We start from the raw sequence: 19,830 nt of genomic DNA, 5'->3' as shown, positions 1-19,830 counted from the left end.
TGGCTCATTTGTCCGGGTGCTGGCGCAGCAGCTCCTGGGCGACCTTGAGAATCGGCTCCCGGGTCTTCATCGCCTCCTGGCAGAGGAACCCATGGGCCTGGCCCTCCTCCCAGCCGTGCAGTTGCATCAACAGCACCTTGGCCCGGTTGATATCCACCTGGCTGGCCAGGCGTTCCTGCAACTGCGCGTGCTTTTGCTTGAGCTTGAACAGCTCTTCGCTGACCCGGCGCGCGGCGACCAGCGCCGGCAGGATCTTGTGCGCGTCCAGCAGTTGGAGGATCACCCCGTGGCACTCCAGCTCGATGATCTGCGACAGCACCGCCGGGCTCTCGTACTCCACCAGGGCCACCACGGTGGTGCGCGGCGAGCCGCTGCCGACCAGCGCACTGATCTGCTCGTGGTGATGGTTCTGGAAGATGCCGGTGAAGATCACGTCCACCGGCACATCGAAGTGCTTGGGCGGCGGCCAGATCTGGCGCACCGAACAACCGATGCGGATCAGCTGCAACACCAGGGCATCGCTCAAGGCCCCGGGCGGATTCAGCACCATCACCTGCAGCTCGCGCAGGGAACCGAGGATCGAGTTGGCGCTCATCGGTGCGAGCCCTCGCCCATGCTGGCGGACCAGTCGTCCAGGTTGTGCACCACCACGTAGGGGTCTGGCCGGATGGGCTCGGGGGATTGCCAGCGCACCTGGAACGTCCCGCGCGAATCGATCTCGGCGATGCGCGAGGTCAGGTGGCTGTGGTTGTTCTGCTGTTCCACCCAGATCGGTCCCTGGGGCGCGTCCAGGCGCTGGCGGTAAAGCTCGGGCTGCACCTGCTCCACCCGCCAGCCCTGGGCCGCCTGCATGGCCCGGCCGAGCATCAGGGTCTGGCAGTAGGCCGCCTCGGTCCATGCGGTGATGCTGACGTCCTCGGGAAAGAAGGCATTGCAGGCGCGGACGAATTCGCGGCTGGCCGGGGTATCGATGCTGGAGAAATACGGTGCGACCACCACATGCCCCTCGGCCACCTCGCTGCCCATCTTGGCGATCTCCGCCTCGCTGGTGGTCAGGCTGGCGATGGGGGGCCGGGGCGCGTCGCCATAGCGCCGGGCAATGGCCCGGTACAGCTCGGCGGTGCCGGTGCCCACCACGGTGGAGAACACCACGTCGGCCTGGGCCTTGACGATCAGGTCCACGGCTCGCGCCAGGTCTTCGTCCGAGGGATACAGCGGGATGTAGATCTCCTCCAGCACCGTGCCACCGTGCTGGCGGTACAGGTGGCGCATCACATGGTTGCTCTCCCGGGGATAGATGTAGTCCGAGCCGATGAACACCACCCGTTCCCCGTAGTGGCGGATCAGGTAGGCCGCCAGCGGCGCGCTGTTCTGGTTCGGGGCCGGGCCGCCGTAGATGATGTTCGGCGAATACTCGAAGCCCTCGTAGGGCGTCGGGTAGCAGAGCAGCGCGTCGGTGCGCTCCACCACCGGCATCACCGCCTTGCGCGTGTGGGACATGTAGCAGCCCACCAGCAGGCGTATCCCGTGGTTGCGGATGAACTCATCGGCGTACAGCCGATAGCGGTCCGGGTCGCCGCCGGGGTCCCGCGCCAGTGCCTGGATCGGCTGGCCGGCCACGCCGCCCTGGCGGTTCAGTTGCTCGATGGCCAGCAAGGCGCCGTAGCGCTGCGAACGCTCGATGTCGGCGGTGACGCCGGTCTCGGAAAACAGCAGCCCGATCTGGGGCTGGTCCGGATGAGAAACCATGAATGACTGCTCCTTGTTCGACGCGGCCTACTGGCGGCTGAACCCGATCCTGCCCTGCGCCACGTGCGCCGCATAGACCACCGGTGGCTCGCCCATGACCGGAGCGTGGTACTCCAGGAGGAATTCGGCCAGGGGCACTTCCAGATGCTGGCGCACGCTGCGGCGCAACGCACGGGCGCCGAACTGCCGGTCGTAACCGGCACGGGCCACATGGGCCAGCACCTGGGGCGTGGCCACCAGGCTGCAACGGTGTTTCTCCAGGCGCCGGTTGAGCCGCTGCACCTCAAGCGCCACCAACTGCTCCACCAGGCCGCGCTCGATCCAGTTGAAGGTAATGATGTTGTCGATACGGTTGACGAACTCCGGGGCGAAGGCCTTGAGCAAGCGAGCCCTGACCAGCTTCTCCACCGCCCGATGCCGTGAAGCCGCGGTGGAGGGCAACAACCAGCCCAGCCAGCCCTTGCGCCGCTGGTCGTAGCCCTGGATCTCCCGGGCCGCGAGGTTGCTGGTCATGAAGATCAGGCTGTTGCGAAAACTGTAGCTGCGCTCGCCCGAGGCCACCGTGAGCAGGCCGTTGTCCAGCACGTTGAGCAGCGCCTGGACCACCTGCGGGCTGGCCTTTTCCAGCTCGTCGAAGAGCACGATGCCGGGGCGCCCCAGGCTGCCGTCGAGCTTGTCCTGGTCGAACAGGGTATTGCCCTCCTTCGCCCCCACGTAGCCGGGCGGCGCGCCGGTGAGCGCGGCGGCATAGTGCTCCTGGGACAGGGTGTTCATGTCGATGCGGCAGAAGGCATCGGCATCGCCATGCAGGGCCCTGGCCAGGGCCCGCACGATCTCGGTCTTGCCCACCCCGGTGGGCCCCAGGAACAACGCGGTGTAGAGCGGGCGGCGTGGATCGGTGAGGTCCGCGCGCACCACCCGGAGCATGTCCTGGACACTGTGCAAGGCCTGGTCCTGGCCGAGGATCTCGGCGCGCAGGCTGGCCATGATGGCCTCGATATCGAAACGGTAACGGCTGTGCAGCGCCGCCTGGCTGGCCAGGTGGGCTTGGACCAGCGGCGCATCGGCGCGGTTCTCGCTGGCCAGGGCCTGGTCCTGGGCCTGGCGACGCTGCGACTGCTCCAGCATGTCGGTCAGGAAGGGCATGGGAATGACTCCATGTTGCGCTGGGAAGAAAAGGACGCGGGCCGCCTGGCAGCGGCAGCCCGCCGCTCAACCTGCCGCGCAGGTCAGGCCTCTTTCTCCAGCCCCTCGTAGGGCAGCCGCCCCACCGGGCACTGCGCAACGCCCGAGGTCGAGCGGGTGATCCTCTCGACGCTTTCCCGGGCCTTCTCGGCGTCGGTCACCCAGGTCTTGTAGAACTCGAAGGGGCACTCGGCCAGGCCACGATCGCCCTCGCCGGAGTTGTTCAAGCCGGTGTAGCCGCGATGGAGGATCTTGTACAGGTGGTTCTGCGACTGGTCGTTGGCCCGGGCATCGCGGATCTGCGAGATCGACAGCTGGGCGTACTGGATGCCCATTTCCTCCTCGCCGCATTCGCCGAGGGTACGGCCATCGAAGCCGATGATCGCCGAGTGGCCGAAGTAGGAATAGACGCCATCGAAGCCTGCGGCATTGGCCACCGCCACGTAGGTGTTGTTGGCCCAGGCCATGGCCTTGGCCATCAGCACCTGCTGCTCCTTGGCCGGGTACATGTAGCCCTGGCAACGCACGATCAGCTCGGCGCCCTTCATCGCGCAATCACGCCAGATTTCCGGATAGTTGCCGTCGTCGCAGATAATCATGCTGATCTGCATGCCCTTGGGCCCTGTGCTGACGAAGGTCTGGCCGCCGGGGTACCAGCCCTCGATCGGGCACCAGGGGATGATCTTGCGGTACTTCTGGACCACCTCGCCCTTGTTGTCGATCAGCACCAGGGTGTTGTACGGCGCCTTGTTCGGGTGCTCTTCGTGGCGCTCGCCGGTCAGCGAGAACACGCCCCAGACGTTGGCCTTGCGGCAAGCGCGGGCCAGCAGCTCGGTCTCGTCGCCGGGGATGGCGACCGCTGTCTCCATCATTTCCGCCGGGTCGTACATGATTCCCTGGAGGCTGTACTCGGGGAAAATCACCAGGTCCATGCCCGGCAGCCCCTGCTTCATGCCGACCACCATGTCGGCGATCTTCTGCGCGTTGGCCAGGACCTCGGCGCGGGTATGCAAGCGTGGCATCTTGTAGTTCACCACTGCGACGCCAACGGTATCGTTGCTACTGGAAATATCGCCATGACGCATATCTGATACCTCTGTTTTTATTTTTTGCGGACGAAAAAAAGCCCTCCCGGGGATAACCCCGGGAGAGCTCATTTGCTCTTTGGCATGTACGACCTGGGTGGATCGGCGGCATCGACGCTGATGCGCTTTTCCTGATGGGGTTTATCTAAACGCCGAGCCAGAAACCTTGTCAAGCACCGCGCAACCCCCGGCGCCCCAGCAGGATCGGCCCATGCCCAAAAGAACCCTCTAGCCCGGCACTTGCAGCGCCAGGCTTAACGGGGATTTTTTTGTAAGCGACGACACGTCCCCTGCGAAGCGGTATCGGACAAGGTTCAGTCGAGGATCACATGGGGCAGGAAACGGCTGCTGTCCTTGGTGATCGGCGAATGGTCCTCGCGAATGCCGATCCCCGCCGGTCGGTCGCCGATCACCCAGCTACCGATCACGGTGTGGTTGCCGGCGAAGTTCGGCAACGGCTGGAACTGCTGGCGAATGCTCGGGCCCACGCCGTAGGGCCCGGCCTCGCTCAACCGTTCGCCAGCGTTTGTGCGGATCTGCACATTGGCGCCCTCGCGGGAAAAGAACGGCTTGCGCACCCAGCCCGGTTGCAGGTCGTCGGCCGGCTGCTCGTCGATGAACGCCGGCAGCAGGTTCGGATGCCCCGGATGACGTTCCCAGAGCAGGGCCATGGCGCCCTTGTTGGAGAGGATCGCCTTCCACGGCGGCTCGACGAAGCCGGTGCGGCTAGCGGCGATGGCCCGGCCATAGTCGTCGTTGAACATCTGCTCCCACGGATACAGCTTGAACAGGTTGTCGATGGGCGTGCCCTGCAGGTCGACGAAACGCCCGCCAGCATCGAGGCCGATGTCCTCGATATCGATCATCCGCGTGCGCAGGCCGGCCTGGCGGGCGATATCGCGCAGGTATTCGACGGTGCCCCGGTCTTCCACCGAGCCACGGACCGAGGAGAAGTACAACGGCGAGCCGAAACCGCCCTGCACGAAGGCTTGCAGCAGCTTGTCCTCGATGCTGTTGAACTGGTCGCATCCCGCCGGCAGTTGGCCACGCTGCATCTGCTGTTCGAGCCAGACGTACTGGAAGAAGCTGGCCTCGTACAACGAGGTCGGGGTGTCGTAGTTGGTCTCCAGCAGCTTGGCCGGACCGTGGCCGTCGTAGCACAGGTCCATGCGTCCATAGAGGTGCGGATCGCGGCGCTTCCACGAGCTGCGGACCAGCTCATGGAACGCCTCGGGAATGGCCAGGCGCCGCAGCAGCTCCTCACTTTCCACCACCTCGGCCACCAGCTCCATGCACAACTCATGCAGCGCCTGGGTCGGGTCCTCCAGGTGCTCTTCGATCTGCCGCAGGCTGAACTGGTAGTAGGCCGACTCGTCCCAATAGGGCTCGCCATCGAAGGTGTGGAAGGCGAACCCCAGTCGCTGCGCCGTGGCCTGCCAGTCCGGGCGCGGCGTGCTGTGGACCCGCTTCAAGAACCGAACCCCCAGCTGCTGTGGCCGGAGCTGGAGCCGAAGCCACCGCGACTGACCACCTCATGGGCACCGGAGAAGGAACTGCCCGTGCTGGTGAAGTGCTCGGGGCTGGAGATAGCGAAACGGCCGCTGCTGGCGCCGGGGAAGCGCTTGCCGCCCTCGACCTGCTGGGCGAGGGTACTCAGGCGTTCACCGCCCTGGGCGTCACGCTCCTTGTACAGGCCCTCGGTGAAGTAGCGTGGCTCAGGCGTCGAGTCCAGGCCGATCCAGCGCCAGAAACTCGAACCCGAAGAACTCGAACTGTGGCCACCGCCACCGCTGAACGAGCTACTGCCGCTACTGGAGCCCGTGCTGCTGGAACTGCCGCTGCTGGAACTATCGGCCGCCGCCTGCTGCTCTTCCTCTGGAGGAACCGGCACCGTGCGTTCGGTGGTCAGGGCGAACCCATGGAACATCGGCACATAGGCCCGGCCATCGCTGGAGAGGGTGCAAGCGCCGGGCAGGAAATCCGCCTCGCAACGCTTCAGGTCCCAATAACGCGGGCCGTCCTCCTGGCCATATGCCCAGGCATCGTGACGGGCGTCCAGGCAGATATCCATGGGAACCTGCGCCTGGGCGCACTCCTCGGGGGTGCTGAAATGCTGGACCTGGCGCACGACCCGGGTCGCCTGGGGCTGGCCATCACAGGCCGCCAGGGCGAACGGCACGCTGCCCAGCAGTACCAGGCGCACGCTTCTACTGCGTTTCATCGCTGCGCCCTCAGGTCGATGGGGTCATGCAGGCCGCATTCAGCAGGCCGACACCGACGGAAACCGCAGCCACCAGGATCGCCGCGGCGTTCTCCTGGTCGACGATGCGTTGGGACAAATCCTTGAGCGTCAGGCTCACGGCGAGCAGCGCCAGCAGCTGCACCACCGCGGCAATCGCCGCCCAAAGCAGGAAATCGATGATCGAGATGGAATGGGAAATGGCACTGGCCACCGGGATCGCGAAGCCCAGCAAGGCGCCGGCCAGGGCGATGGCCGCCGCACTGTTGCCCTGGCGGATCAGGGCGAACTCGTTATGGGGCGTGAGGCGGGTGTAGATGAAGGCGTAGAGGGCGAAAACCAGGGCCGCGCCCAGCATGTAGAGGGTAAAACCAAGCACCGCATTGGCGGGCAGAGACATCTTCAGTGCATCCATGAACATCGCGTTCGGGCTTCCTTGGAAAACGGGGCGCGAGATATATCACAGGCCCGATTCGCCGAACACTGGAGGATTGGCCCCGGAACCATGGCACCGAGGCCCATCGCCTTACTTGGCCACGCCCCAGATGCTGCTCAGGCTTTGCAGCAGCGAGCCACCCACCCCTTGCTGGCCCAGGTACTGCAGGATCAGCGGGGCGAATTGCCCGATCATGCCGCTGTCCATGCCCAGGGCGCCGAACGCATTGTTCAGGTCGTTGCTGTCCTTGACGTTGCCCAGGGCGTTGTCCAGCCCGGCGTTCTGGCTCGACGACTGGCCGAGCAAGCCGCTCAGCGCACCCAGGCTACCCAGGGCGTTGCTGCCGGAGAGCAGGTCCAGGCCCGGCACGCTCTTGCTCAGTTGCGAATAGTCAGAGCTGCTCAGTTGGTTCTTCGCCAGGCCAAGCATGGCGCCGGTGCCGCCAATGGCTTGTTGGGGGGTGACATTGAGTTGCGAACCCAGGGCGCCCAGCAGGCCGGCGGTCTGCGAGGTCGGTGCCGCAGCGGCAGCCTTGTCGCCGCCTTGCATGCCGGCAATGGCGTTGGCCGCATCGTTCAGGCTGAAACCGCCAGCCAGGGCCGAACCGGCTACCAGGGTCATCAGGGCAGCCAGGGCGAAACCGCGTGGAATATTCATCGAAACAACCTCATGGGGCGAGAAACCACCCGGAATCGGGTGGCGGGAAAACAGCCGGTTGGACTCATGGCGCAGACGAATGTTCCGAGGGACCGCGAGATCCCCGGTTGCTTGAAATCTAGTCGAAAAAAAATGCATCCAGGTGCCGGTGGTCTGCGTATACCCCATACGGACAGAAATTGTCTGGCCGTACTCTCACAAGGATCACCATCATGAAGCGCCATTCGATCAAAGCCCCATTGATTGCCAGCCTGTTGAGCCTGACCTTGGGCACCGCCATGGGCCTGGCCAGCGTCCAGGCCGCCGAAATGAACCACGACACCGTCATGGTTGGCGGCCAGGCCATGCTGCCGACCAAGGACATCATCGACAATGCGGTCAATTCCGCCGATCACACCACCCTGGTAGCAGCGGTGAAAGCCGCCGGGCTGGTCCAGACCTTGAAGGGCAAAGGTCCGTTCACCGTGTTCGCCCCAGTCAATTCAGCCTTCACCGTACTTCCTGCCGGCACTGTCGACACCCTGCTCAAGCCAGAGAACAAGGCAGCCCTGACCCACGTGCTCACCTACCACGTGGTCGCCGGCAAGCTGGACATGATGGAGCTGTCCAAGCGGATCCAGGCGGGCGGCGGCAAGGCCGAACTGACCACTGTGTCCGGCGGCAAGCTGTGGCTGATGATGAATGGTCCGCACAACATCCAGATCAAGGATGAAAAAGGGGGTGTCGCCGACATCACCACCTATGATGTGAACCAGTCCAACGGCGTGATCCAGGTGATCGACAGGGTGCTCTTGCCCAAAGGTTGAGTCCCGAGTACCGGCCCCGCCCGTCGGGACCGGTACAACCATGAGGTGGACGAAGGTGAATGGAACAACGACCGACCCTGGACTAACCTCAGGCTGCATGCCCTGTCGTCGATCGTCATTTGCCCTCTTCCCGCTTGTCTGGAGAACCGCTATTTCCAGCCTCGATCCTGATTCTCTCAGACACTTGCTGGCCCAGTGTTCACTGGGAGACCGCCACGCTTTCGAGACGCTGTACCACAGCGTTGCTCCACGCCTGCATGGCATTGCGCTGCACTTCATGGGGCGGCGGGACCTGGCCGAGGAGGTTCTTCAGGAAAGCTTCGTACGCATCTGGAACAACGCCACCCACTATCAGCCGCACCTGTCGGCCCCCATGACCTGGATGATCAACATCACTCGCAACCAGGCCATCGACCAGCTGCGTAAACAACGTGAACGCCCCTTGCAGGATCACGAAGAACAACAGTTGCTGGACGAGACGGCCTCGGCCCTCGACCAACTGGACAGTGCCCGACAAGCCAAGGCGCTGAACCGCTGCCTGGAAAGCCTAGAGGGGATGCAGCGCCAGTCCATTACCGTGGCCTATTTCCGGGGCCTGTCCAGCTCGGAGCTGGCCGAGTACCTGGCTGCGCCCCTGGGCTCGGTGAAGTCCTGGATTCGCCGTGGCATGGAACGCCTGCGCCGGTGCCTGGAATCATGAACTACCAAACCCCTGAGCGACGTCGTGCCCTGGCTGGCGACTACGCCATCGGCCTGATGCGGGGCGCTGCCCGGCGGCGTTTCGAGACGCTGTTGCTGGACGATCCGGCACTGCGCCAAGAGTTGGCGCAATGGCAGGAAAGCCTGGGCGCGCTAACAGACGCCATACCGGAGAAGGATGTGCCGGAGCGTGTGTGGCACAACATCCAGGCACGCATCGAACCACAAGTGCTGCACCTGCCGAAAAAGAATCCATTGTGGATGCGCCTGCGCCTGGCTCTTGCCGCCTGTGCCGTGCTGGCAACCTTGTACATCGGCTTTATCCAGCAGCACGACCAGGTACGCTACAGCGCCACGTTGCTCAGTGCCGAGCGGCAACCGGCATTGCGAATCCTGGCCCATGCCCAGTACCTGCAAGTCGAGCCTTTGGCCCTCCCGGCGCTGGGCCTGGATCGTAGCCTGGAACTGTGGGCGATTACCGCCGACGGCAAGCCAATTTCCCTTGGCGTGGTGCCGGTCGGAGGCAAGGGCAGGATCAACCTGAGCCAGGCCCAGCGCACTCTGCTGGGCGCGCCGATTGCCCTGGCCGTGAGCCTTGAGCCCTCCGGTGGCTCGCCGACCGGGCAACCGACCGGACCGGTGCTGTACCAGGGGCAGTTGGTAGCGCTCTGACGTGCCCCTGTACTGGCAGGGCCCCTTGCTGCATCCGGCTTGCCAGCAAAATGGCGCACGGTACACTTCGCGCGCCAAAACCAGGGCCATGGTTCCATGTGCTTGGTTCCAGACTGGCCAACGCCGCACGGAAGCGCCCAATGAAACGCATGCTCTATTGCTGCACCCTGCTAGCCCTCACGGCATGCGTGGCCATCTGGCGCATCGGCACCCCGGTCGATAGCGCCTCCTGCCCGGGCTCGCCCGTGGCCTCCGGTCCCTTGGGCGGCTTCATCGAGCAGTATGTCAACGACAGCCAGGGCGCCGATTGGCGAGACAACGGCGGGCCCCTGGGTATTCTCCAAGATCCGGCGGCCCAGGCGATCGTCCAGCATCCCGAGGCCTACTACTGCGAAGCGCTGGCGCTGCTGGCCAATCCGCAGCGCAGCCAGACGCAAAAGGTGCATGCCACGGCCTTGATGCTCTCGCTGCCCATCGGTCACTACCTGGGCTGGATGGACGCCACCCACGGGCTGTACCAGCGCGGCGCCATCGACCAGGCCGTCATGCAATTGGTGATATTCCCAAGGAGCACGGCGCTCGACTACTGGTGGCTGCCGCAATGGCGTTCGCGTTTCCAGCGCGCTGCGCCGGGCTTGTATGACTCGGCCTTCGTCAGCCAGGTGCTCAACGGACAACACTGGTTCAGCTACCCCGGCCAGGGCTATTGATCTTGTGGGCGGTTGGCGGACCCGGCAATGAACTGGCGATAACCTCGCTTCGTGTAGCCGCTGCCGCAGGCTGCGCACGGCCCGGCACGGGCCGCCAGGCCTGAATCCAGGGTGTGCCTGACGCAACACTGGGGTGGTTGGCGGGCGCTGCGCGCCCGTACGCAGCCTCGCTGAGGCTCGACAGCGGCTACAGGGTTCGGCAACGACAAAGGGCGACCGTGGGTCGCCCTTTTTCGCTATCGCAGGGTTCAGGCGGCGCTGAACAGCTTGTGCGGGTCGATGACGAATTTCTTCGGCACGCCGGCATCGAACTCGCCGTAGCCACGTGGCGCGTCGTCGAGGCTGATGACCTGCACGCCCACCACTTCGGCGATGTTGATCCGGTCCCACATGATGGCTTGCATCAACTGGCGGTTGTACTTCATCACCGGGGTCTGGCCGGTATGGAAGCTATGGGACTTGGCCCAGCCCAGGCCGAAGCGAATGCTCAGGCTGCCCAGCTTGGCGGCGGCATCCACCGCGCCCGGATCTTCGGTGACGTACAGGCCGGGAATGCCGATCTTGCCCGCCACCCGTACCACGCCCATCAGCGAGTTGAGCACGGTGGCCGGGGCCTCGTGCTGGGCGCCGGCATGGCCATGGCCACGGGCTTCGAAGCCCACCGCATCCACCGCGCAATCCACTTCCGGCTCGCCCAGCAAGGCGGCGATCTGCTCGTGCAGCGGGGTGTCCTTGGACAGGTCGGCGATCTCGAAGCCCTGGGCCTTGGCATGGGCCAGGCGCACTGGGTTGACGTCACCGACGATCACCACCGCCGCCCCCAGCAAGCGCGCCGACGCGGCAGCGGCCAGGCCCACCGGGCCGGCACCGGCCACATACACGGTGCTGCCCGGACCGACACCGGCGGTCACCGCGCCGTGGTAGCCGGTAGGCAGGATGTCGGACAGGCAGGTCAGGTCGCGGATCTTCGCCATGGCCTTGTCGCGGTCCGGCAGCTTGAGCAGGTTGAAGTCGGCATAGGGCACCAGTACGTACTCGGCCTGGCCACCGGTCCAGTCGCCCATGTCGACGTAGCCATAGGCACCGCCGGCGCGGGCCGGGTTGACGCTCAGGCAGACCCCGGTGTGCTGCTCCTTGCAGGAACGGCAGCGCCCGCAAGCCACGTTGAACGGCACCGAGACCAGGTCGCCGATTTTCAGGTTCTCGACGTCGCTGCCCTTCTCGATCACCTCGCCGGTGATCTCATGACCCAGCACCAGGCCGACCTGGGCGGTGGTACGGCCACGGACCATGTGCTGGTCCGAACCGCAGATGTTGGTGGACACCACGCGCAGGATGACACCGTGCTCGATCTTCCTGCCGCGTGGGTCCTGCATTTTCGGATAGTCGATCTTCTGTACCTCGACCTTGCCGCTGCCCAGATACACCACACCACGATTACCAGACATGTCATTCACCTCGCTGTTGTTGTTATGAAGAGAGTGGAACCAGCTTCGAACGGCAAGCTACAAGCCGCAAGAAGTATGCGGACCGCTTTTTCTTGCGGCTTGGAGCTTGCAGCTTGCCACTAAAGAACAACCGTGCGGTTGCCGTTGAGGAACACCCGGCGCTCGATGTGATAACCCACCGCCCGGGCCAGGGTCAGGCATTCGATATCGCGGCCTTTGGCGATCAGGTCCTCGGGGTAGTAGCTGTGGTCCACCACCTCCACGCCCTGGGCGATGATCGGGCCCTCGTCCAGGTCGTTGTTGATGTAGTGGGCGGTGGCCCCCACCAGTTTCACGCCCTTGTTGTAGGCCTGGTGGTAGGGCTTGGCGCCCTTGAACCCCGGCAGCAGCGAGTGGTGGATGTTGATCGCCTTGCCATCGAGCTTGCGGCACAGGTCCGGCGACAGCACCTGCATGTAGCGGGCGAGAATCACCAGCTCGGCGCCGGACGCCTCGATCACCTGCCACACCTGGCGCTCCTGGCCCGGCTTGTCGTTGGGGTCGAGGGGGAAATGGTGGTAGGGAATCTGGTGCCAGTCGGCCAGGGGCTTGAGGTCCGGATGGTTGGACACCACCGCCACCACGTCCATGGGCAACTGGCCGATGCGCTGGCGATAGAGCAGGTCGTTGAGGCAGTGATCGGCCTTGGAAACCATGATCACCACCTTCGGCCGGTCATGCGGGGCCGTCAGCTCGAAGTTCATCTCGAAGGCCCGGGCGCGCCCGGCCAGGCCCTCACGAAAGCCCTGCTCATCGAGGCCATCGGGCTGGCGGAACTCCACGCGAATGAAGAACCGCCCCGAGAGCCGGTCGTCGAAGGAGTGGTGCTCGGTGACGTAGCAGCCCTGCTCGAACAGGAAGCGGGTCACAGCGTCCACCGTGCCGAGCACGCTGGGGCAGTCGGCGGTCAAGATCCATGTGTCGGGGGCGCGGCTCATGCTGGACAACTCCTGTTCTTGATAGGCAACCGCTACGCGGTCGAATCGCGGGCAAGCCTCGCTCCTACAATCCCGGCGCAGGCGCGAGGCATGCTGGCGACAAGGGTTCAGGCCTGAACGCTGAGGCCGTATTCGGCCGCGGCATCCTGCAACCACAGCCACCAGTAGTCGGAGAAGCTGCGGCGCACCAGCAGTTCCCAGGTTTCCTCACCGGTGCGGCGGATCACCAGTTGCGACTTGGCGAACACCGTGCCCACCGCCTTGCCCACCGGGAAGTTGCTAGGGTGCACGTCGTAGCTGGTGGACTTCATCAGCACCCGGCGCACATCGGGGCCGGACAGCTCGAGGATCTGCTGGCCACCGCTGACGTTGACGATCTGGATATGCAACTCGCCCAGGGCCTCGCGCAGCTTCTGCTCGGCGGCGAACTCCTCGCCACCGGGCACGATCAGCAGCCACTCGTCCGGCCCCAGCCATTGCAGGCTGGTCTCGCCCTTGCTCACCAGGGTCAAGGCGGCCGGCAGCTCCAGGCCCAGGGCCTTGTGCACCCCCGCGGCGAAGGCCGGGTCATGGCCATCGCCACGCAGGGTCAGGTGACCGAGGAATTTCTTCTCGCGCAGGATCACCCCGGCGTTCTTGCGGCCCTTGCCCACCAGGCTCGGCAGGTCGGCGTGGTGCAAGGGCGATTGCGCCTTGGCCTCGCCGCTTGGGCGCTGTTGGTAAACGTTGACTGCGGTCATAGAGCACCTATCTGCAAATTCTTGCATCACACCCGTGGGAGCGGAGCTTGCCGGCACTGAGCACATCGCGCTCTGGCTGAGGCACCGCGCCTATCTTTTCGCGGGCAAGCCTCGCTCCTACGGGATCTGGTTAAACGTTCTGCCGATCGCCCTTGGGATCGAAGAACACCGAAGAAACGATTTCCGCCTCGATCACCCGGCCATCGGCCAGGGGCGCGAAGACCCGCTCGCCCATGCGCTTGAGGCCACCCTTGACCACCGCCAGGGCAAAGGAATACCCCAGGGAGTTGTGGGCGTAGCTGGAGGTCACGTGACCGACCATGCTCATGGGGATCGCCTGCTTGGGGTTGAACACCAGCTGCGCGCCCTCGGGCAGCCACTGGGTCGGGTCCAGCGGCTTGAGGCCCACCAGTTGCTTGCGCTCCTCGCGCACGCAGTCCTCGCGGTTCATCCCGCGCCAGCCGATCCACGAGAACGGCTTGGTACGGCCCACGCACCAGCCCATGTTCAGGTCGTCCGGGGTCATCGAGCCATCGGTGTCCTGGCCGACGATGATGAAACCCTTCTCGGCCCGCAGCACGTGCATGGTCTCGGTGCCGTAAGGGGTCAGGTTGTACTTCTTGCCGGCCTCGACGATCTGCTCCAGCACGCCCATGGCGTAGTTGGCCTGGACGTTGACCTCGTAGGACAGCTCGCCGGTGAACGAGATCCGGAACACCCGGGCCGGCACGCCGCCCACCAGGCCTTCCTTCCAGCTCATGAACGGGAAGCCGTCCTTGTCCAGGTCGATGTCGGTCACTTCGCTGAGCAGCTTGCGGCTGTTGGGGCCCGACAGAGTCAGGGTGGCCCAGTGGTCGGTGACCGAGGTGAAGTACACCTTCAGGTCCGGCCATTCGGTCTGCTGGTAGATCTCCAGCCATTGCAGCACCCGGGCCGCACCGCCGGTGGTGGTGGTCATCAGGAAGTGGTTGTCGGCCAGGCAGGCGGTGACGCCGTCGTCGAAGACCATGCCGTCTTCCTTGCACATCAGGCCGTAGCGGGCCTTGCCCACGTCGAGCTTGGTCCAGGCGTTGGTGTAGATGCGGTTGAGGAACTCACGGGCATCCGGCCCCTGGATATCGATCTTGCCCAGGGTCGAGGCGTCCAGCAGGCCGACGCTGTCGCGCACCGCCTGGCATTCGCGCTTGACCGCGGCATGCAGGTCTTCGCCGTTCTTCGGGAAGTACCAGGGCCGCTTCCACTGGCCGACGTCCTCGAACTTGGCGCCGTTCTGCACATGCCAGGCATGCAGCGCGGTAAAGCGCACCGGCTCGAAGATATGCCCGCAATGACGCCCGGCCACGGCGCCGAAGGTGATCGGCGTGTAGTTCGGGCGGAACATGGTGGTGCCCATCTGCGGGATGCTGACGTTCAGCGAGCGGGCGGCGATGGCCAGGCCGTTGACGTTGCCCAGCTTGCCCTGGTCGGTGCCGAAGCCCAGGGCGGTGTAGCGCTTGACGTGCTCCACCGACTCGAAGCCCTCGCGGGTCGCCAGTTCGATGGCGGCGGCGGTGACGTCGTTCTGCAGGTCGACGAACTGCTTGGGCGCCCGTGCGGTGCCTTTTTCATGGGGCACCTGGAACAGCGCCAGGGTGGGTTCTTCATGCCGGGCCAGGGCCTTGGGCAACACCCCCTCGACAACCTGGAACCCAGCCTCGCTGGCCGCGCGCACGCCGCCTTCGAAACCATCGGCCAGGGCATCGCCCAGGCTATAGACGCCATTGATGCCGCCCACGCACACGCGCTTCTGCGGCGCTTCGCCCGGCACGAAACCGAGGATGTCCTCGCGCCATACCGGCTTGCCGCCCAGGTGCGACGCCAGGTGCACCACCGGGCTGTAGCCGCCGGAACTGGCGATCAGGTCGCAGTCGAGCCACTCGCCGGGGCTGGTGACCTTGTGCGCCTTGACGTCGATGGCCGCCACCCGGGCGCCGGTCACGTGCTTGCTGCCGCGCGCCTCGATCACCGCGCTGGACGTCAGGATGCGAATGCCCTTGGCCCGCGCTTCCTCCACCAGGGCGCCACGGGGGTTGTGCCGGGCATCGGCGATGGCCACCACTTGCAGGCTGGCGTCGAGCCAGTCCAGGGCCACGCGATAGGCATGGTCGTTGTTGGTGGACAGCACCAGCTTCTTGCCCGGGGCCACGCCGTAGCGGCGCACGTAGGTGGACACCGCGCCCGCGAGCATGTTGCCCGGCACGTCGTTGTTGCCGTACACCAGCGGCCGCTCGTGGGCGCCGGTGGCCAGCACCACACGCTTGGCCCGCACCCGGTGGATGCGCTGGCGCACCTGGCCGATGGGCGCACGGTCCCCCAGGTGGTCAGTGAGGCGCTCGTGGATGGTCAGGAAATTATGGTCGTGGTAGCCGTTGACCGTGGCCCGGGGCAGCAGGATCACTTCCGGCAGGGCCTTGAGCTCGGCCACGGCGCTGGCCACCCACTCGGCGGCGGGCTTGCCATCCAGGCTCTCGCGGCTGTCCAGCAGGCTGCCGCCGAACTCTTCCTGCTCGTCGGCGAGGATCACCCGCGCACCACTGCGAGCGGCGGCCAGGGCGGCGGCCAGGCCCGCAGGCCCGGCACCGACCACCAGCACGTCGCAGTGGTGGTTCATGTTGTCGTAGCTGTCCGGATCGTTCTCGGTGGGCGAGCGGCCCAGGCCCGCGGCCTTGCGAATGTACTTCTCGTAGGTCATCCAGAACGACTGCGGATACATGAAGGTCTTGTAGTAGAAGCCCGGCGGCATCAGCTTGCCGCCGACCTTGCCGAGAATCCCCATCATGTCGTTGTTGACGCTGGGCCAGCCGTTGGTGCTGGTGGCCACCAGGCCCTGGTACAGCGCCTGCTGGGTGGCTCGCACGTTGGGGACCTGGGTCGCTTCGGTGGCGCCGATCTGCAGCACCGCGTTGGGCTCCTCGCAACCGGCGGCGAAGATGCCCCGGGGCCGCGAGTACTTGAAGCTGCGGCCGATGATATCGACCCCGTTGGCCAGCAGCGCCGAGGCCAGGGTGTCGCCCTCGAAGCCCTTGTAGCTCTGGCCGTTGAAGGTGAAGGTCAGGACCTTGTTGCGGTCGATGCGTCCGCCGTTGGACAGGCGATTGGTCTGGCTCATACCTTCTCTCCCGCAGCCTTGGCAGTGAATTGCGGCTTGGTACCGATCTTGTAGGTTTCGAGGATTTCGTAGGTCACGGTGTCGCGGGTGGCGTTGAAGTACTGGCGGCACCCGGCGGCATGGATCCACAGCTCGTGGTGCAGGCCACGGGGGTTGTCACGGAAGAACATGTAGTCGCCCCACTGCTCGTCGGTGCAGGCATTGGGGTCCAGCGGCCGAGGAATATGGGCCTGGCCGGACGAATGGAATTCCTCTTCGGAGCGCAGTTCGCCGCAGTGAGGACAGAAGATGTGCAACATGGGATTTTCTCCTCGGACCTCTGATTAGTGGGCGACGGCCGCAGCGCCATGTTCGTCAATGAGGGCGCCGTTGTGGAAACGCTCGATGGAGAACGGCGCGGCCAACGGATGCATCTCGCCCTTGGCCAGGCTGGCGGCAAAGACGTTGCCCGAGCCCGGGGTGGCCTTGAAGCCGCCGGTACCCCAGCCGCAGTTGAAGAACATGTTCGGCACCGGGGTCTTGGAAATGATCGGGCAGGCATCCGGGCTGGTATCGACGATGCCGCCCCACTGGCGGTTCATGCGTACCCGGGAAAGGATCGGGAACATCTCGACGATGGCCTGGATGGTGTGCTCGATCACCGGATAGGAACCGCGCTGGCCATAACCGACCCAGCCGTCGATGCCGGCACCGATCACCAGGTCGCCCTTGTCGGACTGGCTGATGTAGCCATGCACCGCGTTGGACATGATCACGCTGTCGATGATCGGCTTGATCGGCTCCGATACCAGCGCTTGCAGCGGGTGCGACTCGATCGGCAGGCGAAAGCCCGCCAGCTTGGCCATGTGCCCGGAGTTACCGGCGGTGACCACGCCCACGCGCTTGGCCCCGATGAAGCCCTTGGTGGTCTCGACGCCGATGCAGGCGCCATTTTCCTTGCGAAAGCCGATCACTTCGGTCTGCTGGATCAGATCCACGCCCAGGGCGTCGGCGGCCCGGGCGAAACCCCAGGCCACGGCATCGTGCCGGGCCACGCCGCCACGGCGCTGGACGGTAGCGCCGAGGATCGGATAGCGGGTGTTCTTCGAGCAGTCCAGGTAGGGAATCTCGTCCGCCACCTGTTGGGTGTTGAGCAGCTCGCCATCGATGCCGTTGAGGCGGTTGGCGCTGACCCGACGCTCGGAATCACGAATGTCCTGCAGGGTGTGGCACAGGTTGTAGACCCCGCGCTGGGAGAACATCACGTTGTAGTTCAGGTCCTGGGACAGGCCTTCCCAGAGCTTCATCGCGTGTTCGTAGAGCTGCGCCGACTCGTCCCACAGGTAGTTGGAACGCACGATGGTGGTGTTGCGCGCGGTGTTGCCGCCGCCCAGCCAGCCCTTCTCCACCACCGCGACGTTGGTGATGCCGTGTTCCTTGGCCAGGTAATAGGCCGTGGCCAGGCCATGGCCGCCACCGCCGACGATGACCACGTCGTAGACCTTCTTCGGGGTCGGCGTGCGCCACATGCGCTGCCAGTTTTCATGGTGGCTCAGAGAGTGCTTGAAGAGGCCGAAGCCCGAGTAGCGTTGCATAGTCATTGCTCCAATGGCGGCTCTCAGCGGTAGACCGGGAAATCGGCGCACAGGGTCGCCACCTGGCGGGCGACATTGGCCTCGACATCGGCATCGCCGAGGTGGTCGAGGATGTCGCAGATCCAGCCGCCCAGCTCGGTGCACTGGGCGACCTTGAAGCCACGGGTGGTGACCGCCGGGGTACCGATGCGCAGGCCGGAGGTGACGAACGGCGACTGCGGGTCGTTGGGCACGGCGTTCTTGTTCACGGTGATATGGGCGCGGCCCAGGGCGGCATCGGCATCCTTGCCGGTCAGGCCCTGGCGGATCAGGCTGACCAGGAACAGATGGTTATCGGTGCCGCCGGACACTACATCGTAGCCACGTTTGACGAACACGCCGGCCATGGCCTGGGCGTTGTCGATCACCTGCTTCTGGTAGGCCTTGAAGCCAGGCTCCAGGGCCTCCTTGAAACACACCGCCTTGGCCGCGATCACATGCATCAGCGGGCCGCCCTGGGCGCCGGGGAACACCGCGGCGTTGAGCTTCTTCTCGATCTCCTCGTTGGCCTTGGCCAGGATCAGCCCGCCACGGGGACCGCGCAGGGTCTTGTGGGTGGTGGTGGTGACCACGTCGGCGAACGGGATCGGGTTGGGGTACAGCCCAGCCGCCACCAGCCCGGCAACGTGGGCCATGTCGACGAACAGCAGCGCCCCGACCTTGTCGGCGATCTGCCGGAAGCGCGGGAAGTCCAGGGTCTTGGAATAGGCCGAGAAGCCGGCGACGATCATCTTCGGCTGGTGCTCCACGGCCAGGCGCTCGACCTCGTCGTAGTCGATCAGCCCGGTGCTGGTGTCGATCCCGTATTGCACCGCGTTGTACAGCTTGCCCGAGGACGACACCTTGGCCCCGTGGGTCAAGTGCCCGCCGTGGGCCAGGCTCATGCCGAGGATGGTGTCGCCAGCCTGCAGCAAGGCCAGGTACACGGCGCTGTTGGCCGACGAACCGGAATGCGGCTGGACGTTGGCGTAGTCGGCGCCGAACAACTGCTTGGCCCGCTCGATGGCCAGGGCCTCGACCTTGTCCACATGCTCGCAACCGCCGTAGTAGCGCTTGCCCGGATAGCCTTCCGCGTACTTGTTGGTCAAGCCGCTGCCCTGGGCCTGCATCACTCGCTTGCTGGTGTAGTTCTCCGACGCAATCAGCTCGATGTGGTCTTCCTGGCGCTGCTCCTCGGCATTGATCGCCGCCAGCAGTGCATCGTCGTAGCCCTGGATCTGGTCTTGCTTGCTGAACATCACGTCTCTCCCAGCGGCGGCGCTGCGCCTTTCGTCTCGGTGAGGCCAGCCCTGAAGCTGCGCCCTTTGGATGCGATGGTATGACCGCCACGCAGAGCCCAGATGCCTATGGACGCCACGCAAGGATGCGTTTACGACATACCCCGGCGCCCACAGGCCAATGCACCGGGCAAAGGCTCTAGCCCCAGCCTCCCACCCCACGCCCCACGGCCACTACGCGCCCGTACGCAGCCTTCGGCAGCGGCTACACGAAGCGCACCTGTAGCCGCTGTCGAGCCAAGGCGAGGCTGCGAAAAGGGCCGAAGGACCTTCAGCGGATTCAAGATCCATACACGAAGCGGGTTGCACCACACTCCGCGATGCGCCGCCCGGTAGGGCGCGCCGTACGCTGGTGATCTTGATTCACCCGCCCCCTGGGGAGGCCGAGC

General features: G+C 65.2%; 19 protein-coding genes. 4 read left to right on the top strand and 15 right to left on the bottom strand.

Annotated features, from left to right (window positions below; genetic code table 11):
- Positions 1-4 precede the first annotated feature (4 nt).
- The 8 genes from ACK6AU_RS26720 to ACK6AU_RS26685 all read right to left on the bottom strand — a co-directional run bounded on the left by ACK6AU_RS26720 (position 5) and on the right by ACK6AU_RS26685 (position 7,351).
- Positions 5-595: an ANTAR domain-containing response regulator gene (locus ACK6AU_RS26720; RefSeq protein ID WP_185697159.1), complete on the bottom strand. Its 591-nt coding sequence runs from the start codon at positions 593-595 to the stop codon at positions 5-7.
- Positions 592-1,749: an aliphatic amidase expression-regulating protein AmiC gene (amiC, locus tag ACK6AU_RS26715; protein ID WP_409302461.1), complete on the bottom strand. Its 1,158-nt coding sequence runs from the start codon at positions 1,747-1,749 to the stop codon at positions 592-594. Before amiC ends, ACK6AU_RS26720 begins: the two co-directional genes overlap by 4 nt.
- A gap of 27 nt (positions 1,750-1,776) precedes the next feature.
- Entirely contained in the window at positions 1,777-2,895 is a 1,119-nt protein-coding gene (locus ACK6AU_RS26710) for an AAA family ATPase (RefSeq protein WP_185697157.1), read from the bottom strand.
- Positions 2,896-2,978: 83 nt separating this feature from the next.
- Positions 2,979-4,019, bottom strand: coding sequence for an aliphatic amidase (locus ACK6AU_RS26705; protein WP_409302458.1), 1,041 nt, complete (start codon positions 4,017-4,019; stop codon positions 2,979-2,981).
- A 314-nt stretch (positions 4,020-4,333) separates the two neighbouring features.
- Positions 4,334-5,491 (bottom strand): glutathionylspermidine synthase family protein, encoded by a 1,158-nt coding sequence (locus tag ACK6AU_RS26700; RefSeq protein WP_409302456.1) that lies wholly within the window; start codon positions 5,489-5,491, stop codon positions 4,334-4,336.
- Complete coding sequence (locus ACK6AU_RS26695) at positions 5,488-6,240, bottom strand: DUF1190 domain-containing protein (RefSeq protein WP_409302454.1); 753 nt, start codon at positions 6,238-6,240, stop codon at positions 5,488-5,490. Before ACK6AU_RS26695 ends, ACK6AU_RS26700 begins: the two co-directional genes overlap by 4 nt.
- Before the next feature lie 10 nt (positions 6,241-6,250).
- On the bottom strand, positions 6,251-6,679 hold the full coding sequence (locus ACK6AU_RS26690; RefSeq protein ID WP_185697153.1) for a DUF350 domain-containing protein: 429 nt from the start codon (positions 6,677-6,679) through the stop codon (positions 6,251-6,253).
- Positions 6,680-6,784: 105 nt separating this feature from the next.
- On the bottom strand, positions 6,785-7,351 hold the full coding sequence (locus tag ACK6AU_RS26685) for a DUF2780 domain-containing protein (protein WP_185697152.1): 567 nt from the start codon (positions 7,349-7,351) through the stop codon (positions 6,785-6,787).
- A 212-nt stretch (positions 7,352-7,563) separates the two neighbouring features.
- Here ACK6AU_RS26685 and ACK6AU_RS26680 point away from each other — a divergent pair, with 212 nt between their 5' ends.
- The 4 genes from ACK6AU_RS26680 (at position 7,564) to ACK6AU_RS26665 (ending at position 10,238) form a co-directional block, all read left to right on the top strand.
- Positions 7,564-8,157, top strand: a complete 594-nt coding sequence (locus ACK6AU_RS26680) for a fasciclin domain-containing protein (protein WP_185697151.1) — start codon at positions 7,564-7,566, stop codon at positions 8,155-8,157.
- A 55-nt stretch (positions 8,158-8,212) separates the two neighbouring features.
- Positions 8,213-8,857, top strand: coding sequence for a sigma-70 family RNA polymerase sigma factor (locus ACK6AU_RS26675; protein ID WP_409302451.1), 645 nt, complete (start codon positions 8,213-8,215; stop codon positions 8,855-8,857).
- Entirely contained in the window at positions 8,854-9,528 is a 675-nt protein-coding gene (locus ACK6AU_RS26670; protein WP_409302449.1) for an anti-sigma factor domain-containing protein, read from the top strand. Before ACK6AU_RS26675 ends, ACK6AU_RS26670 begins: the two co-directional genes overlap by 4 nt.
- Positions 9,529-9,668: 140 nt before the next feature.
- On the top strand, positions 9,669-10,238 hold the full coding sequence (locus tag ACK6AU_RS26665) for a hypothetical protein (protein WP_185697148.1): 570 nt from the start codon (positions 9,669-9,671) through the stop codon (positions 10,236-10,238).
- A gap of 248 nt (positions 10,239-10,486) precedes the next feature.
- On the opposite strand, the gene fdhA is transcribed toward ACK6AU_RS26665, so the two are convergent.
- The 7 genes from fdhA to ACK6AU_RS26630 all read right to left on the bottom strand — a co-directional run bounded on the left by fdhA (position 10,487) and on the right by ACK6AU_RS26630 (position 19,402).
- Positions 10,487-11,686, bottom strand: a complete 1,200-nt coding sequence (gene fdhA / locus ACK6AU_RS26660; RefSeq protein WP_185697147.1) for a formaldehyde dehydrogenase, glutathione-independent — start codon at positions 11,684-11,686, stop codon at positions 10,487-10,489.
- Between the two features lie 119 nt (positions 11,687-11,805).
- A complete protein-coding gene (gene purU, locus ACK6AU_RS26655) occupies positions 11,806-12,663 on the bottom strand; it encodes a formyltetrahydrofolate deformylase (RefSeq protein ID WP_409302446.1) in 858 nt (285 codons plus the stop codon).
- A 107-nt stretch (positions 12,664-12,770) separates the two neighbouring features.
- A complete protein-coding gene (locus ACK6AU_RS26650) occupies positions 12,771-13,403 on the bottom strand; it encodes a sarcosine oxidase subunit gamma (protein WP_409302444.1) in 633 nt (210 codons plus the stop codon).
- A 130-nt stretch (positions 13,404-13,533) separates the two neighbouring features.
- A complete protein-coding gene (locus ACK6AU_RS26645) occupies positions 13,534-16,551 on the bottom strand; it encodes a sarcosine oxidase subunit alpha (RefSeq protein WP_185697144.1) in 3,018 nt (1,005 codons plus the stop codon).
- Positions 16,548-16,850 carry a sarcosine oxidase subunit delta gene (locus ACK6AU_RS26640; protein WP_022641500.1) on the bottom strand — a complete coding sequence of 101 codons (303 nt, stop codon included), beginning with the start codon at positions 16,848-16,850 and terminating at the stop codon, positions 16,548-16,550. Before ACK6AU_RS26640 ends, ACK6AU_RS26645 begins: the two co-directional genes overlap by 4 nt.
- A gap of 24 nt (positions 16,851-16,874) precedes the next feature.
- Entirely contained in the window at positions 16,875-18,125 is a 1,251-nt protein-coding gene (locus ACK6AU_RS26635; protein ID WP_185697143.1) for a sarcosine oxidase subunit beta, read from the bottom strand.
- Positions 18,126-18,148: 23 nt separating this feature from the next.
- Positions 18,149-19,402 (bottom strand): serine hydroxymethyltransferase, encoded by a 1,254-nt coding sequence (locus tag ACK6AU_RS26630; protein ID WP_409302441.1) that lies wholly within the window; start codon positions 19,400-19,402, stop codon positions 18,149-18,151.
- Positions 19,403-19,830: the final 428 nt, after the last annotated feature.

The sequence above is a fragment of the Pseudomonas sp. KCJK8993 genome, from assembly GCF_046230915.1.
GTDB lineage: Bacteria > Pseudomonadota > Gammaproteobacteria > Pseudomonadales > Pseudomonadaceae > Aquipseudomonas > Aquipseudomonas piscis.
The sequence above is the reverse complement of the archived record's forward strand: the minus strand, read 5'-3'. Positions and strand labels throughout refer to the sequence as shown.

What these genes read in the sequence shown, in the direction of transcription:
- fdhA (WP_185697147.1), bottom strand. Translation starts at nt 11,686, where the DNA reads ATGTCTGGTAATCGTGGTGTGGTGTATCTGGGCAGCGGCAAGGTCGAG.
- amiC (WP_409302461.1), bottom strand. Translation starts at nt 1,749, where the DNA reads ATGGTTTCTCATCCGGACCAGCCCCAGATCGGGCTGCTGTTTTCCGAG.
- ACK6AU_RS26720 (WP_185697159.1), bottom strand. Translation starts at nt 595, where the DNA reads ATGAGCGCCAACTCGATCCTCGGTTCCCTGCGCGAGCTGCAGGTGATG.
- ACK6AU_RS26695 (WP_409302454.1), bottom strand. Translation starts at nt 6,240, where the DNA reads ATGAAACGCAGTAGAAGCGTGCGCCTGGTACTGCTGGGCAGCGTGCCG.
- ACK6AU_RS26630 (WP_409302441.1), bottom strand. Translation starts at nt 19,402, where the DNA reads ATGTTCAGCAAGCAAGACCAGATCCAGGGCTACGACGATGCACTGCTG.
- ACK6AU_RS26640 (WP_022641500.1), bottom strand. Translation starts at nt 16,850, where the DNA reads ATGTTGCACATCTTCTGTCCTCACTGCGGCGAACTGCGCTCCGAAGAG.
- ACK6AU_RS26680 (WP_185697151.1), top strand. Translation starts at nt 7,564, where the DNA reads ATGAAGCGCCATTCGATCAAAGCCCCATTGATTGCCAGCCTGTTGAGC.
- ACK6AU_RS26635 (WP_185697143.1), bottom strand. Translation starts at nt 18,125, where the DNA reads ATGCAACGCTACTCGGGCTTCGGCCTCTTCAAGCACTCTCTGAGCCAC.
- purU (WP_409302446.1), bottom strand. Translation starts at nt 12,663, where the DNA reads ATGAGCCGCGCCCCCGACACATGGATCTTGACCGCCGACTGCCCCAGC.
- ACK6AU_RS26685 (WP_185697152.1), bottom strand. Translation starts at nt 7,351, where the DNA reads ATGAATATTCCACGCGGTTTCGCCCTGGCTGCCCTGATGACCCTGGTA.
- ACK6AU_RS26690 (WP_185697153.1), bottom strand. Translation starts at nt 6,679, where the DNA reads ATGTTCATGGATGCACTGAAGATGTCTCTGCCCGCCAATGCGGTGCTT.
- ACK6AU_RS26670 (WP_409302449.1), top strand. Translation starts at nt 8,854, where the DNA reads ATGAACTACCAAACCCCTGAGCGACGTCGTGCCCTGGCTGGCGACTAC.
- ACK6AU_RS26705 (WP_409302458.1), bottom strand. Translation starts at nt 4,019, where the DNA reads ATGCGTCATGGCGATATTTCCAGTAGCAACGATACCGTTGGCGTCGCA.
- ACK6AU_RS26650 (WP_409302444.1), bottom strand. Translation starts at nt 13,403, where the DNA reads ATGACCGCAGTCAACGTTTACCAACAGCGCCCAAGCGGCGAGGCCAAG.
- ACK6AU_RS26645 (WP_185697144.1), bottom strand. Translation starts at nt 16,551, where the DNA reads ATGAGCCAGACCAATCGCCTGTCCAACGGCGGACGCATCGACCGCAAC.
- ACK6AU_RS26710 (WP_185697157.1), bottom strand. Translation starts at nt 2,895, where the DNA reads ATGCCCTTCCTGACCGACATGCTGGAGCAGTCGCAGCGTCGCCAGGCC.
- ACK6AU_RS26665 (WP_185697148.1), top strand. Translation starts at nt 9,669, where the DNA reads ATGAAACGCATGCTCTATTGCTGCACCCTGCTAGCCCTCACGGCATGC.